The organism is Streptomyces sp. NBC_01381 (assembly GCF_026340305.1).
Taxonomy (GTDB): Bacteria; Actinomycetota; Actinomycetes; order Streptomycetales; family Streptomycetaceae; genus Streptomyces.
In genome coordinates this window covers 999069-1012414 of record NZ_JAPEPI010000001.1, presented here as the reverse complement: position 1 = coordinate 1012414, position 13346 = coordinate 999069, and the positions used below count along the sequence as shown (strand labels likewise).

Here is a 13346-nt window from a genome sequence, read left to right as displayed (position 1 = left end):
CCCGGTAGCGGATGCGGGCGCGTTCACACGAACCTGATCATGTGTGCCGGAACCCGATTCGCAAGGAACAACTGGGGGGAATACGTGCGTTCCGGACGCAGCGCCTTTGCGCCACTTGAGCTTCGAAGAGTCCCGGAGGTGAACCACCTCCTCGCCGGTCTCGGCCTGGGCGAACTGCGCTCCGAGGACGTCGACTCACTCCTCGGGCGCAATGAGAACTGGGCAGGTACCACGTCGGCCGGCTTCGGCGTGTTCGTCAAGCACCTCGACGGCGGTGGCGCGGACGCCGTGGAGCGCATCCACCGCTCCAGGGCCTTCGACTCGCTGATCCGTCATGCCCGACGCGCCGGTCTCAGCACGCCTGAACTCATCGGGTACGACGAGGACGCACGGATCCTCGTGTTCGACCTGGTCGAGGACGGCCGCACGCTGGCCGAGCACTTCGCGGACGGTGAAGCCGAGGACGAGTGGACCGGCAGGGCAGGGCACGCCATCGGCACCTTGCACTGTCTTGGCTCTGCCGACGCGGCCCTTCCGTTGGATACGTCACCGTTCCCGTTTCCCGACCTGCACCTGCTCCAGGCACTTCCGCTCCAGTCGTACCTGGGGCTCACGTTCGCCGAGGTGACCCTGTGGAACATCCTTCAAGGAGACGCGGTCCTCGCTGAGGCCCTCGTGGCTCTGCGGAGGAGCGAAGAAGAGGCGCCAAAGGTGCCGACCCACTGTGACCTCAGGCTCGATCAGTTCCTCGTCGGTGACGGAACGCTGTTCCTGACGGACGGCGAGGAGTTCCGGCTCGCGGACGGGGCCCGGGACGTGGGCGCCATCGCGGGTGAGTGGCTGTACCGGGCCATCACCGGCATGGCCGGCCGCACCGTGGACGAGAGCGGCGACGCCCTGGGGGAGGAACCCGACCACGCCGAGATAGTTGCTCGCGGAGTGCGTGAAATGGACCGGGTGCGCCCCCTGATCGCCTCGTTCTGGTCCGGCTACCGCTCCGCTCGCGGCCGGGCCGACACCGGCCTCGCGACTCGCGCCACCGCCTACGCCGGCTGGCACATGATCGACCGGGCCATGGCCACGGCCATGCGGGGCAGCAGGCTGCCGGCCGTATCCCGCGCGGCCATGGGGATCGGCAGGAACGCGCTCCTGCAACCCGAGAAGTTCGTGTCCACGCTCGGACTGGGGGATGAGGCATGAGCGACATGCTCAGTGACACGCTTTGCAGCGCCCTCGACGCGATCCACATCGCCGAGACCGGGAACGGCCTCTCCGCGCGGATCGGTGAGCGCGACATCGAGGCCGACACCGCACTCGCCCTCAGGGATCGGCTCACGATGCTGATCTACGAGTGCCTGCATGCCGGGCGGCCCGAGCTGGCGGGAGGTCTGCCCCGTACGCTGCGCGACGCAGACCTTGAGCGGCTGCTGGCCCAGGCCACACCGCACCCGACCACCGTCCGCCGTACCCGCCTGCTCGGCAGTGACGCGGGGCAGGCGATCGTGGAGCTCGACGGCCTGCGGGTGCGGGTACCGATGGAGATCTGCACGGAAGCCGCCCCCGAAGGGGCCGTTGACGTGGCCCTTCAGGCGGTTCGCCCCGCGCTGTCCCCGGGCTTCTTCCTCGCCGACGGCTCCGCCGGTCGCCCTGAGGGCAAGGAACTGCTCAGGCTGTATGTCCACGTCACAGACAGCTCGTACGCGCCCGACGTCTGGAACACCATCCTGACGGCGCTCGAAGCCACGGGTGCCCCCTACCGGGCGAAGATCAGCTCCTCACCGTTGCTGTATCCGCGGCGCGATGCCCTGGTCGTCTACCTGGGCAGCGAGGTGCTGCACGTAGCGGACGCCGTCGTCCAGGCAGCTGCCGCGTCCCCCGGACTGGGCAGCGCCACCTCCCCGTTCACGCACGAACTGGCTCCCGGGCTCAGCTGCGCGTGGGAACCGACCGACACTCGTCCGGGCCGGTCGCACATGAGCTTCGGTGAGCACCGCGCGGCCGCCGTGGCCGAGGGACTGCTCAACCATGTCCTCGCCCCGACCCGTTCATCCCGCGTCGAGGCAGTCGCCTCGGCCCTGGCACAGGCGGGTATCGACCCCCGGCAGCCCGCGCGTGACCTCGTTTCCCCCGAGCTCCCCGTCCTCGAAGGGGTGTGAGTCATGGCCCGTCCTCCTGCACTCCCGTCCGAGGAGAAGGTGCGCATCGTGGTCTCCGTCCTCTCCAAGGACCGGACCGTCGCCGAGGCGGCCCGGGAAGCCCAGGTCTCCGAGCAGTCCATCTCGAACTGGCGACGGCAGTTCCTCCAGGGCGGCAGCGCGGCCATGGGGGGAAACCTGATCAGCCACAGCACGGCCCAGCGCGAGCAGGCCCTCTCCGAAGAGGTCAGGAAGCTGAAGCAGGCGCTCGGCGAGGCGTATGTGGAACTGATGACCTGGCGCAGAACAGGGGACTACCGGCGGGTCCCTTCTGGTACCTCGAGGTAGTCCGGAATGAAACAGGAGTCAGCATCTCGAGGTTCTGCACCATCCTCGGCATACCCCGCCGCACCTACACCCGACGACTCCAGCAGCACAGAGCGCAGAGCACCACACAGAAGGGGCAGGAAAATTCGGAATCCGTCTGAGGTAGGCACACCTGCGATATCCGTTGCCGACCTGACCATGCGGTACGGGAGCAAGGACATCCTTCGCGGGGTGGATCTCACCGTCAACCACGGAGAGGTCCTCGCTCTGCTGGGCCCCAACGGCGCGGGGAAGACGACCACCGTGGAGGTGCTGGAGGGGTTCCGGCGGCGCACCAGCGGTTCCGTCACGGTCCTGGGACGGGACCCGGACGACGGCGACGAGGAGTGGCGGGGGCGGCTCGGCATCGTGTTCCAGTCCTGGCGCGATCACTCTCGCTGGCGGGTGGGGGAACTGCTGCACCACTTCGCCTCCTACTACCGAAGTCCCCGTGATGTGACCGAGGTTCTGGAGGCCCTTCAGCTCGGTGACCAGGTCGACCAGCAGTGCCAGAAGCTGTCGGGAGGCCAGCGGCGACGGCTGGACGTCGCCCTCGGCATCATCGGCGACCCGCAGCTGCTGTTCCTCGACGAACCGACGACCGGCTTCGACCCGGTCGTACGGCGCGAGTTCCACGATCTGCTCACGCGTTTGAAGACAGACGGCATGACGATGGTTCTCACCACACATGACCTGCACGAGGCGGAGCGTCTCGCCGACCGTATCGCCATCCTCATCGACGGCCGGATAGCCGCATCCGGGACGTCGGAGGAACTCAGTGAACAGGCCCGTTCCCAGGCCCGGGTGATCTGGTCGGCCGACGGCGGCCGGCAGGAGGAGCAGACCTCCGATCCTTCCGCGCGCGCCTGGCAGCTGCACAACGAATTCGGTGGGCCCGTGCCCGAGCTGGAGGTCCATCGGCCCACCCTCGAGGACACCTACCTGCGCATGATCGCGGAGGTGAAGTGACCATGACTCGTGCACTGACCGCCGGATTCGACCGCGGCGTACTGGAGCTCCGGCAACTGCTGCGCAGCCCCCGTGAGGTGTTCACCCAGCTGAGCACCCCCCTCATGTTCATCGTCCTGGGATCGGTCCTCGACGGCGACATCCCCGGAAGCACCGTCCCCATGGCCGAACTCATGGTCGCCGGAGGGGTCGCGACCATGGTCATCCAGGCCGGACTCCTGACGCTGACTCAGGCTCTGGCCGTGGAGCGGGAGGACGGCACCCTGCTGCGCGTGAAGACGCTTCCCGGTGGAATTCGCGCCTACCTCATCGCCAAGACGTTCGTCATGGTCGTGACCGCACTGGGCGGCGCAGCCCTGATGCTGCTCGGCGGGGCCGTAGTACTCGGCTCCTCGCTGCCGTCGGACGCCACACGCTGGCTCACGCTGGTGTCGGTGCTCGTGCTGGGACTCGTCGCCGTCGCACCGATCGGCGCGATCATCGGGTCGCTTCTGCCGAATTCGCGGGAGGCGCTTGGCACGGTGATGATCCCGCTGTTCGCGCTCATGATGTTCTCGGGCATCTACTTCCCGGTCACGGTCCTCCCGGAGCTCGCCCAGAACGTGGTGGAGGCATTCCCGCTGAAGTGGATCGCGCAGGGCGTACGCGCCGCGCTGCTGCCGGACTCGGCATTGACCGCCGAGACGACGAACAGCTGGGAACTGGGCAAGGTGCACCTGGTCGTTGGTGTGTGGGCCGTCGTGGGCTTCCTGTTCGCCCCCCGAGTGCTGCACCGGATGACCCGCCGGGAGTCCGGCAGCCGACTGAAGAAGAGCGAGTCCGCGCGATGAGCACCACCATGAACCACATCTCCACCATCTTCCCCATCCAGCCCGACTCGCTTGACCCCATGGTGGAGTTCGGCACCTTCGCCCGTGACCTGGGTGTGCGCCGGATCTGGCTCGGCCAGTCACTGCGTATCGAGACGCACCAGGCGCTCGCGGCCTTCGCGGCGCGTGTGCCGGGAGTGTCCCTGGGCACGAGCGTCGCGCTGACGATGCTGCGTCACCCCTACCAGGCGGCCGTCGAGGCCCGCTCGATCAGCGCGCTGTCGGGCGCCCCGTATGTGGCCGGCTTCGGTCCGGGGGCACGCAACTTCCAGGCGTCGCTCCTGGGCCAGCCCTACGAGCGCCCGCTGAAGATGGTGGCCGAATACGCCACCCTGGTGCGCAAACTGCTGGACAGCGAGGTGCTCTCCCACCAGGGCGACTACTTCACCGCCACCACCGGAATGCTGCACGTGCCCGCGCCCGCTGCCGAGGTGGGCCTCGGTGTCCTGCGGCCCGGCATGGCCCGGACCGTGGGCGAGGTCGCCGACGTCGCCATCACCTGGCTCACTCCCCACTGGTACATCGCCGACCAGCTGATCCCGGCGATCGGTGAAGGCGTTCGGCGGGCAGGCCGCACCGACACCCCGCGCGTTGCCAGCGTCGTGCACGCCGCGGTCACCCGGCCCGGCCGCAACCTGCGGCGGATCGTGTTCGCCGCCGCAGGACCGCACCTCACCTCGGAGCACTACACAGACATGCTGCGGCGTGCCGGAGTGGAGGTCAGCGCCTCGGACCCGCTCAAGGGCGCCGAAGAACTGCTGCGCAGGGAGGTCTTCGCTTCCGGCACGGTGGAGGACATCGCCAACGTCGTCCGGGCGCACCGGGAGAGCGGTGTGGACGAAGTGATCATCAACGTCTGCGGCGTCTACCTGACCGAGGGCACCCAGGCCGGCCTGCGGGACCTGCGCGAGATCCTTGAGGCGGTCGCGGACGATGACTGACCCTGACAACGCGGCCGGCAACGGCGGACTGCCGCCCTTCGGCGGCCGTCGGCTCCTGTATGTGGTGACGGGCGCCCTCAGCGCCGCGCACACCCCGTTCTGGGTGAACTGGCTGGGCATGAGCTACCCCGAGCTGGAGGTCAGGGTCGCTGTCACGCGCAGCGCCGAACGGTTCGTGACGCGCCAGGCGTTGGCACCCATCACCCCAGGGGACGTGTTCACCGACGCGTGGCCTTCGGAGGCATCCACGGTCGCGCCTCATGTCGAGCTCGCCGAGTGGGCGGACACGGTGGTCGTGAACCCGGCCACCTTCAGCTTCGTCGCACGGTTGGCCACCGGCCTTGCGGACACTCCCGTCATGCTGGCTCTGCAGTGCACGCGCGCGGCAGTGGCGGTGGCACCATCGCTGCCGCCCGGTGGGGTGGACTCCGAAGCATTTGCGAAGCACGCAGCGGCGCTGCGCGCGCGCCGCAATGTGGTGCTCGCCCCTCCCGTCATGGGTCTGAGCGTCACCACCGGCCGGAACGATGCCGCGCTGAACGCCCCGCTGCCCGATGTCATCACAGCGTTGGAGGCGTTGCGGGCCGGCACCGGGAGAGCCGCGTGAGCGCGCACGCCCTCACCCCGGGAACGCCGGAGACGCCGGGAACCCCGGAGACGCCGGAGACGCCGGAGACGCCGGAGCCGCCGGAGACGCCGGTAGCGGACTTCGGCACAGGCTTTCTGACCACGCGGATACTCGGGAATGGCGTCGGCTACCAGTGGACCCGCGTTCCTGGTCCCGACCGCGAGGACGCCTTCACTTCGGTACCGGAGTCCGTCCGTGCGGCCACAGTCGCGCTCGGCCCCTCGGGTGTCCGGGTGGAGCTGGGCCGTGGCGGTCGGGCAGAGCGCCGGTATCCCGTGCCGCTGCCCTACACGCTCGCCCATGTGCTCACCACCCTGCCGGAGGCCCCTGACAGGTGGGCAGCCATGCCCCGGCTGCTCCACGACGTCGGGGCCACGGTGCGACGGGTGCACGACGAGGTACGAACCGGCCCGGTCGTGCGGCGCCCCAGCGGTGGCCTGCGCCTGTCCCGGTGGCTGGCCCGGCGTGACGGCCCTGGCGGGGCAGCCCGGCTGTTCGAGGCAGCCGGGCACCGGCTGGGTCGGCGACGCACGGACCGCGTTCGCCACTGGCTGGTCGAGTGGGAACAGGAGCGTCCCGATGACGTCCTCGTGCTCGGCACGGTCGGCCTCGGCGCGGTGATCCCCGCACGTCCGCCCCAGGCCGGTGTCCTGCTGGCGGGCGAAGAACTGGCGCGCGGCCCTCGCGCCTACGACCTGGGATGGCTGCTGGGCGAGCTGGCCGAGTTCCGGCTGCTGCACTTCACCGGCCCCCAGCACACAGAGGCGGCAGCCCTCTGCGCGGCGGCCGCCCGTGCGGTGCTGCACGGGTACGGCCCCGAGGCGGTGGACGCCGAGGCCGTGGCACGCGCCGCGGTACTTCGCGTGCTCGTCCATGCCCACGACTACGCGGCGTACGTCGGCTGGACCGAGCAGTTGCTGGACTACCTGGACCTGCTGGCCGAACTGATCGACACCCCCGCTGCCGCCGGCACATCCGCCGAAGGCCCTTACGAGCCGACCGACTTGGAGAAGGCATGATCGCGCAGAACGCGCACTACAACGAGAAACTCGCCGGCGTCTACGAACAGATGTATCCGATCGGCTTCGACACCACGGCCGCAGTGGAGTTCCTCGACGGAATGCTCGAACCCGGCGGCAAAGTGCTGGAGTTGGGCATCGGCACCGGACGGATCGCCCTGCCCCTGGCCGAACGGGGACACGAAGTCCACGGCGTCGACGGTTCCGAGGCGATGCTGGCACGACTCCGGGAGAAGGATCCGCACGGAGCGATCACGGCGGCCCTCGGCGACTTCACCCAGCCGCTCACGGACTTCGACGAGTCGTACGACCTCGTCACGCTGGTGCTGAACACGTTCTTCGTCGCTGTCTCGAAGGAGGCGCAGGTGGCTTGCCTGCGCAACGCACGCGAACGGCTGGCGCCGGGCGGGCGGTTCGTCCTTGAAGCGTTCGACCCGTCGCCGTACCACGTCATGGAGAAGCCCGACTTCTCCATGCGCTACCTCAACGAGAGCACGGTGATGCTCGACACGCTCACCGTGGACAAGACCCAGCAGCTCATGGTGGCAACGCACACCATCGTCGACGGAGGTCCGCCGTCGACCACGCACCACGTGCTGCGGTACGCGTTCCCCCTCGAGATCGACCTGCTGGCCGAACTGGCCGGTCTGCGTTTGGTGGAACGCTGGAGCGGGTGGTACCAGGAACCGTACTCAGTGACCAGCCCTCGGCATGTATCCGTGTACGAGCGGACAGACTGAACGGCATTTACTCACCATCGACCCTAGGGACAGGGGAGAAAAATGAACGGTATATCCGGACTCATCGCAGCGGGCGTCACCGGCGCCCTGGGGATTGTCGGGGACCAGGCCGTACGCAAGCGGAAGAAAGCGTTCTGGAATGAGTACGGTTCCTACGAGGGATTCCGCAGTCAGGTGGACGAGCAGAGGATTCGCTCCGTGCAGCGTGACCGCGGTGACATCGCGGCCGTGAAGGCGGTACGCGACAACTATCCGCTGGCTTCGATGGCTATCGCCAAGAAGTATGTTGACGGCCTGTAGGGGGCAGTGATGTTGTGCAGGCGGGGGTGGAGCCGACGGGTTTCACCCCCGCCGCCTTCTCTCCAACCAGCTTTTCACCCACCACTGATCCCGCGCTATCCAAATTTTGCCCCTGAGCCTTCTGAGCCACTAACCTTTCAAACTGGCCAGTTCTCTTCCCGGCGTGTTAGAAATTCCTGCAGGCGGAGCTATTTCGCCGAATTTCGAAGCATTGAGGAGAATTCAATGAACACCACCGACCAGCTGATCTCCGGGTACGCGGCCTACGCGACGGCCGAGGAGATCGGCGCCGGCCAGATGACTGGTGCTCCGGAGGCCAGCCCGGTGGCCCTGTCCGCCACCGTTGTGATCACCGAGGGCTCCTACGCCCTGAGTGCCGGCATCAGCATGAGCGCCGGTGTGACGTTCGGCAAGGGCTGCTGAGCCTCTGGCCACGCGCCGGTACCGGCATGGCTGGTACCGGCATGGCGCCCTTTCTTCGCCGACAGCGGTACCAGGTGAACAAGCGGACAGGAATATGCGAAGACTGACTCTGGACAACGGCCTTCGCGTGGTGCTCGATCCTCGCCCCATGGCCCCGGCGGTCGGCATGGCGGTGCACTACGCAGTGGGGTTTCGCAACGAGCCGGAAGGCCGTAGCGGATTCGCCCACCTCTTCGAGCACCTGATGTTCCAGGGAAGTCAGAACACGGGCCCGAGTGAGCACTTCCGGCACGTCCAGGCCGCGGGCGGTACCTCGGGCGCCTCCACGCACCAGGATTACACCGACTTCTACCAGGTCTGCCCAACCTCCGCGCTGGAGCGGATGCTCTTCCTCGAAGCAGACAGAATGGCCTCGCTGCGGTTGACGCAGAGGAACCTGCGCACTCAGCTCAGCGTCGTCAAGGAAGAGGTCCGTGCAAATGTGACGAACCGCGCATACGGCGGTTTTCCCTGGACGGTGCTTCCTGCCGTCCTCTACGGGACCTTCCCCAACGCGCACAACGGCTATGGGCACTTCGGGGACCTCGACGGAGCAACCCTCGACGACTGCGCGGCCTTCCATGCCCAGCACTATGCGCCGGGCAACGCCGTGCTCACCGTCTCGGGCTCCTTCGCTCCTGACCGGGTCACCGACATGATCCAGCGCCACTTCGGCCGGATCCCTGCCCGGCCCGTACCGTCGCAGCCCCAGTTGTGCGAACCCCCGCTGACCGGGGAACGCCGGGACACCCACCACGACTTGCACGCTGCGCTGCCCGCCGTCGCCCTCGGATACCGAATGCCCGATCCGGTGACCCAACGCGCCGACTATCTCGCCCATATCGTGCTCTCGCTACTCCTGACGGGAGGCGAGAACGCCCGGCTGACTCGAAGGCTCGTACGGGAGAGGGGCGTGGCTGCGTCGGTGCGGACCGGCTGCGGATTCTTCGGCCCCCTTCAAGCGCGCAATCCCGACACCTTCCACTTGGTGGCCGCCCACCCCCCGCACACGGCTCTCGACGACGTCCTGGGCGAGACGGACGCCGAACTCGCGGACCTGGCCGCCACCGGGCCCGATGAGCCCGAACTGGCACGGGCCTCGGCCCGGTCGTTCACCGCGGCGGCTCGCGGCTACGACAACCTCCTGGTACGCACACGCCACCAGGGTGCGTTCGAGGTACTCCACGGACGGGCCGAACTGGTCGACGAACTCCCGGACCTGCTGCGGGCGGTGGACGCCGGGCAAGTGGCCCGGGCAGCGGGAGGACTTGCCGCCGACGCCAGGGGTGTGCTCGCCCTGACACCTGCGGTCGGAGCGCTGCGATGACACAGTCCGCGCTGTTGCCCGAGCCGGACGGCGACCAGCACTTCGCCCTCCCTCCCTTTGTCGACACCTGCCTGAGCAACGGGCTGCGAGTGGTCACCGTGCACGCGCCGTCCGTGCCGATGGCAGAAATACGCCTCGCGATCCCACTGCCTGCCCATACCGTTGATCCTGCGGCGGCATCCGTGCTCGCCGCCGCGCTCGGCCGGTGCACGGCCCGGCACACCCCCGAGCAGATGGACGACATCCTGGGACGTCGGGGAGCGACGCTGGACGTCAGCTGGACCGGCTCCCAGCTCACCGTGAACTGCTCGCTTCCACAGCAGTATCTGGCGGACCTGCTCGCGCTGCTCAGCGAGGTCCTGACCGCTCCCGCCTACGGCGGCGCCGCAGGCCGCGCAGCAATCCGCAAGGTCGTCGGCCATGTCCGGGCAAGGGCCGCCCAGCCCGCCGCGATGGCGCGCGACGCCCTCCAACGGCACTGCTGCCCCGGCCTGAGCACGAGCGGGCCTCCCGACGAAGCAGCCGTAACAGCCATGACCGCCGAGCAGCTCAGCGCATTGCACGGCAAGGTGGTGCGGCCCGACGGGGCATACCTCGTCGTCGTCGGCTCGGCCGACCCGGCCGCCACGGCCGGTGCCGCCGCATCCGCACTGGAAGCCTGGCGCCCCCCGCCGTCTCCGCGATCCTTCGCACCCCCGCCGCCGATGACCAGTGCCGGGCTCCATGTGATCGACCGCCCGAACGCCACGCAGACCCACATCACCCTCATGGCGCCGGCGGCCGCCCGCATCGACGCCGTCTTCCCCGCGCTCAGCATCGGCAACTGCGTGCTCGGTGGTTTCTTCTCCTCCCGACTGTTCACCCGGCTGCGCGAAGACACCGGACTCGTCTACCAGGTCGAATCAAGCATCGAAGACGTTCTGGGCAGACAGGTCGGCTTCATCGAATCGGCTACCGCCACCGAATCGGCGCCCAGAGCACTCGGAGAAATAAGCCAAGCATTGCGCCGTCTCTGCGATGACCCCCCGTCGGCCAAGGAGATTCACGCAGCCGGCACCTACATGACCGGAATCACGAGCATAGGTCAGACATCCCAAGCAGGGATGGCCTCCACGCTGGCCGGTGTGATCGGATACAGCCTTCCGCTCACATGGCTGGCCGATTTCCCCGAACAGCTCCGCTCCGTTTCCCCGCAACAGGTGTCCGACGCGGTACGTCGTTACTACCGGCCGGCTGCTTTCTCCGGCGTCCTGGTAGGGCAGCACGGTGCTTTGGGCGACGACATCCGGGCCCTCTGGGACGAAAGCTGGAAGTAGCCGCCCACGCAGCCTCACCCTCTAAAGAAACATCTGTCCTTAACTGCGCCAATAAAAATTCTTCCGGAGGCATGACCGCAGTTGAGGGGGCTTCTCCGGAAAAAAATGGGCTGGGCGTTGGCGTCGATTTGTGAGAGAAACTCTCTAGTCAGTTTCGAATTACCCATAGGAGCAACAGTGAACACTGCCGACCAGCTGATCTCGGGCTACACCGCCTACACCGACTCGGCCGAGATCGGCGCGGCCTCCTCTGCCGACGCCCCCGCGATCACCCCGACGACCTCGGTCACGGTCGTCTCCGTCGAGAGCATCCTGGCGTCGGCCGGCGGTGCCGCCAGCTTCAGCGCGGGCTTCACGCTGGCCAAGGGCTGCTGAATCCCGGGCCCGGTCCGGGGCGTCACCTGCTGGCGCCCCGGACCACCGCTCACGCCGCACATCATGTCGATCCGGAAAGGGCCTCCCGTGCCGACAGGGCCGAAGCCGTCCCCGCAACACCCGAGACGCCTGCGCCTCCTCGGCGAACTGTCCCGCGGCCACATCATCCAGATCTCGCTCGCGGTCCTGCTGAGCCTGGCTGCTACCGCGGCGACCCTGGCGGTGCCGCTCTTGGTGAGGGAGCTCATCGATGCCCTCGCCCGGCGGGAGAGCATCCTGCAGTGGCTCGCGATCATGGTGCCGCTGGCGCTGGCCGGGGCGCTGGCCGCGTCGGTCTCCGGCTACCTCCTGGCCAAGACGGGCGAGCAGTTCATCCTGCGGCTGCGGGGCAAGGTCATGGAGCACACCCTGCGCATGCCGCTCCAGGCAGTGCGCGCGGCCGGCGCCGGAAACCTCGTCGCCCGCATCACCTCCGACGCGGCGCTGCTGCGGTCAGTGATCGACGTCGGCGTCGTCCAGCTGCCCGTCGCCGTCGTGACGGCCCTCGCGACCCTCGTCCTCATGGCCCTGCTGGACTGGATGCTGGTACTTCTGACCCTGGCCGTGTTCGCCGTGGCCGGCAGCGTCATCTGGCTGCTGCTGCGCCGGGTTCGCAAGGGTTTCGAGGGGATTCAGATAGCCACCGGCGCGCTCGCCCAGCGCTTCACCACGGTGCTCTCGTCGCTGGTCACCGTCAAAGCGCACCGCGCCGAGAAGCCCACCAGCGCATCCCTGACCCGTGACGCCGAACACATCACCGACGGAATGATTTCCGCCGCGCGACTCCAGTCCGTCGTCATCCCCGTCATGTCGCTCGGTCAGGAAGTCGCCCTCGCCTGCATCGTGATCGCGGGCGGCGTACGGATCTCGCACGGAGATCTCAGCCTCTCCGACTTCATCGCCTTCCTGCTGTATCTGCTCCAGCTCGTCACCCCCATCACCATCATGGTGATGGGCCTGGGGCGTCTGCAGACGGGCCTGGCCGCAAAGGGACGGTTCGAGGACTTGCTCAGCGCCCCCGTCGAAACGGCAGGCGAACCCGTCGCGCCCCGGCCCGACGCCGGCAGTGACGCCGTGGTGTTCGACCGCGTGTCCTTCGGGTACGACGGTGAGCCGGTGCTGCGGGAGGTCTCTCTGCGGATACCGCGGCGCGGGCTGACCGCTGTCGTCGGACACTCGGGGGCGGGGAAGTCCACCCTGCTCACCCTGATCGAACGGTTCGAGGACGCCTCCAGCGGGTCCATCACGGTGCTGGGGCAAGACGTCCGTGACTGGTCGCTCGACGCGCTGCGCTCCCGAATCGGCTATGTCGACCAGTCCTTCACGCTTCTGGAGGGCACCGTCCGTGAGAACCTCCTCCTCGGACGTACGGACTCGGGCACCGACGACGCCGCGCTCATGTCAGCGCTCGCCGACGTCGGCATGGCGGACGTGGTACGCGCCCTCCCGAGCGGCCTGGACACCGTCATCGGCCGCGAAGTGGACGTCTCGGGAGGCCAGCGGCAGCGCATCGCCCTGGCCCGGGCTCTGCTCCAGTCCTCCGATGTCATCCTGCTCGACGAGCCCACCTCGCAACTGGACTCTCTCAACGAGATGCGCCTGCGCGACGTGATCGACACCCTTGCCCGAGACCGTTCGGTTCTCGTCGTGGCCCACCGCCTGTCCACGGTGATGCATGCCGACCACGTCGTCGTGCTGGCAGACGGCACTGTCGCGGAAACAGGTACCCACGCCGAACTGATGGCCAACAGCTCCCATTACCGCGACCTCGTCGAGGGCCAGCACTGGGCACACGCCACAGCCGTATGACGGCTTCTCCAAACGGCGCTGCCTGGGGTTCACTCCCCCCTGAGCTACAGA

15 protein-coding genes are annotated in these 13346 nt (G+C 68.1%); all 15 read left to right on the top strand.

Annotation, left to right across the window (positions count from 1 at the left end):
• Positions 1–138 precede the first annotated feature (138 nt).
• The 15 genes from lxmK (at position 139) to OG453_RS04850 (ending at position 13295) form a co-directional block, all read left to right on the top strand.
• Entirely contained in the window at positions 139–1200 is a 1062-nt protein-coding gene (lxmK, locus tag OG453_RS04920) for a class V lanthionine synthetase subunit LxmK (RefSeq protein ID WP_266864831.1), read from the top strand.
• On the top strand, positions 1197–2156 hold the full coding sequence (locus OG453_RS04915; RefSeq protein ID WP_266864830.1) for a T3SS effector HopA1 family protein: 960 nt from the start codon (positions 1197–1199) through the stop codon (positions 2154–2156). The genes lxmK and OG453_RS04915 overlap by 4 nt, the downstream gene beginning before the upstream one ends.
• Before the next feature lie 3 nt (positions 2157–2159).
• Positions 2160–2483: a transposase gene (locus tag OG453_RS04910; RefSeq protein WP_266864829.1), complete on the top strand. Its 324-nt coding sequence runs from the start codon at positions 2160–2162 to the stop codon at positions 2481–2483.
• 210 nt (positions 2484–2693) lie between these two features.
• Complete coding sequence (locus OG453_RS04905; RefSeq protein ID WP_323178605.1) at positions 2694–3470, top strand: ABC transporter ATP-binding protein; 777 nt, start codon at positions 2694–2696, stop codon at positions 3468–3470.
• A gap of 2 nt (positions 3471–3472) precedes the next feature.
• Positions 3473–4300: an ABC transporter permease gene (locus tag OG453_RS04900; RefSeq protein WP_266864826.1), complete on the top strand. Its 828-nt coding sequence runs from the start codon at positions 3473–3475 to the stop codon at positions 4298–4300.
• Positions 4297–5280, top strand: coding sequence for an LLM class flavin-dependent oxidoreductase (locus OG453_RS04895; protein ID WP_266864824.1), 984 nt, complete (start codon positions 4297–4299; stop codon positions 5278–5280). Before OG453_RS04900 ends, OG453_RS04895 begins: the two co-directional genes overlap by 4 nt.
• Positions 5273–5887: a flavoprotein gene (locus OG453_RS04890; RefSeq protein ID WP_266864822.1), complete on the top strand. Its 615-nt coding sequence runs from the start codon at positions 5273–5275 to the stop codon at positions 5885–5887. Before OG453_RS04895 ends, OG453_RS04890 begins: the two co-directional genes overlap by 8 nt.
• Positions 5884–6927 carry a hypothetical protein gene (locus tag OG453_RS04885; RefSeq protein WP_266864821.1) on the top strand — a complete coding sequence of 348 codons (1044 nt, stop codon included), beginning with the start codon at positions 5884–5886 and terminating at the stop codon, positions 6925–6927. The genes OG453_RS04890 and OG453_RS04885 overlap by 4 nt, the downstream gene beginning before the upstream one ends.
• The gene (locus OG453_RS04880; protein WP_266864819.1) at positions 6924–7667 is read left to right on the top strand and encodes a bifunctional 2-polyprenyl-6-hydroxyphenol methylase/3-demethylubiquinol 3-O-methyltransferase UbiG; all 744 of its coding nucleotides are present in this window, start codon (positions 6924–6926) and stop codon (positions 7665–7667) included. Before OG453_RS04885 ends, OG453_RS04880 begins: the two co-directional genes overlap by 4 nt.
• Before the next feature lie 42 nt (positions 7668–7709).
• A complete protein-coding gene (locus OG453_RS04875) occupies positions 7710–7967 on the top strand; it encodes a hypothetical protein (protein ID WP_266864818.1) in 258 nt (85 codons plus the stop codon).
• A gap of 225 nt (positions 7968–8192) precedes the next feature.
• Positions 8193–8390: an LxmA leader domain family RiPP gene (locus tag OG453_RS04870; RefSeq protein WP_266864817.1), complete on the top strand. Its 198-nt coding sequence runs from the start codon at positions 8193–8195 to the stop codon at positions 8388–8390.
• A gap of 94 nt (positions 8391–8484) precedes the next feature.
• On the top strand, positions 8485–9756 hold the full coding sequence (locus OG453_RS04865; RefSeq protein WP_266864815.1) for a pitrilysin family protein: 1272 nt from the start codon (positions 8485–8487) through the stop codon (positions 9754–9756).
• A complete protein-coding gene (locus tag OG453_RS04860) occupies positions 9753–11072 on the top strand; it encodes a pitrilysin family protein (RefSeq protein ID WP_266864813.1) in 1320 nt (439 codons plus the stop codon). Before OG453_RS04865 ends, OG453_RS04860 begins: the two co-directional genes overlap by 4 nt.
• A gap of 177 nt (positions 11073–11249) precedes the next feature.
• Positions 11250–11447: an LxmA leader domain family RiPP gene (locus OG453_RS04855; protein WP_266864811.1), complete on the top strand. Its 198-nt coding sequence runs from the start codon at positions 11250–11252 to the stop codon at positions 11445–11447.
• Between the two features lie 87 nt (positions 11448–11534).
• Positions 11535–13295, top strand: a complete 1761-nt coding sequence (locus tag OG453_RS04850; protein WP_266864809.1) for an ABC transporter ATP-binding protein — start codon at positions 11535–11537, stop codon at positions 13293–13295.
• The last annotated feature ends 51 nt before the right edge of the window (positions 13296–13346 follow it).

Bases quoted from the DNA above. Each gene is read 5' to 3' on its own strand.
- OG453_RS04915 (WP_266864830.1), top strand. From the start codon at position 1,197: ATGAGCGACATGCTCAGTGACACGCTTTGCAGCGCCCTCGACGCGATC.
- OG453_RS04910 (WP_266864829.1), top strand. From the start codon at position 2,160: ATGGCCCGTCCTCCTGCACTCCCGTCCGAGGAGAAGGTGCGCATCGTG.
- OG453_RS04900 (WP_266864826.1), top strand. From the start codon at position 3,473: ATGACTCGTGCACTGACCGCCGGATTCGACCGCGGCGTACTGGAGCTC.
- OG453_RS04895 (WP_266864824.1), top strand. From the start codon at position 4,297: ATGAGCACCACCATGAACCACATCTCCACCATCTTCCCCATCCAGCCC.
- OG453_RS04890 (WP_266864822.1), top strand. From the start codon at position 5,273: ATGACTGACCCTGACAACGCGGCCGGCAACGGCGGACTGCCGCCCTTC.
- OG453_RS04880 (WP_266864819.1), top strand. From the start codon at position 6,924: ATGATCGCGCAGAACGCGCACTACAACGAGAAACTCGCCGGCGTCTAC.
- OG453_RS04875 (WP_266864818.1), top strand. From the start codon at position 7,710: ATGAACGGTATATCCGGACTCATCGCAGCGGGCGTCACCGGCGCCCTG.
- OG453_RS04870 (WP_266864817.1), top strand. From the start codon at position 8,193: ATGAACACCACCGACCAGCTGATCTCCGGGTACGCGGCCTACGCGACG.
- OG453_RS04865 (WP_266864815.1), top strand. From the start codon at position 8,485: ATGCGAAGACTGACTCTGGACAACGGCCTTCGCGTGGTGCTCGATCCT.
- OG453_RS04860 (WP_266864813.1), top strand. From the start codon at position 9,753: ATGACACAGTCCGCGCTGTTGCCCGAGCCGGACGGCGACCAGCACTTC.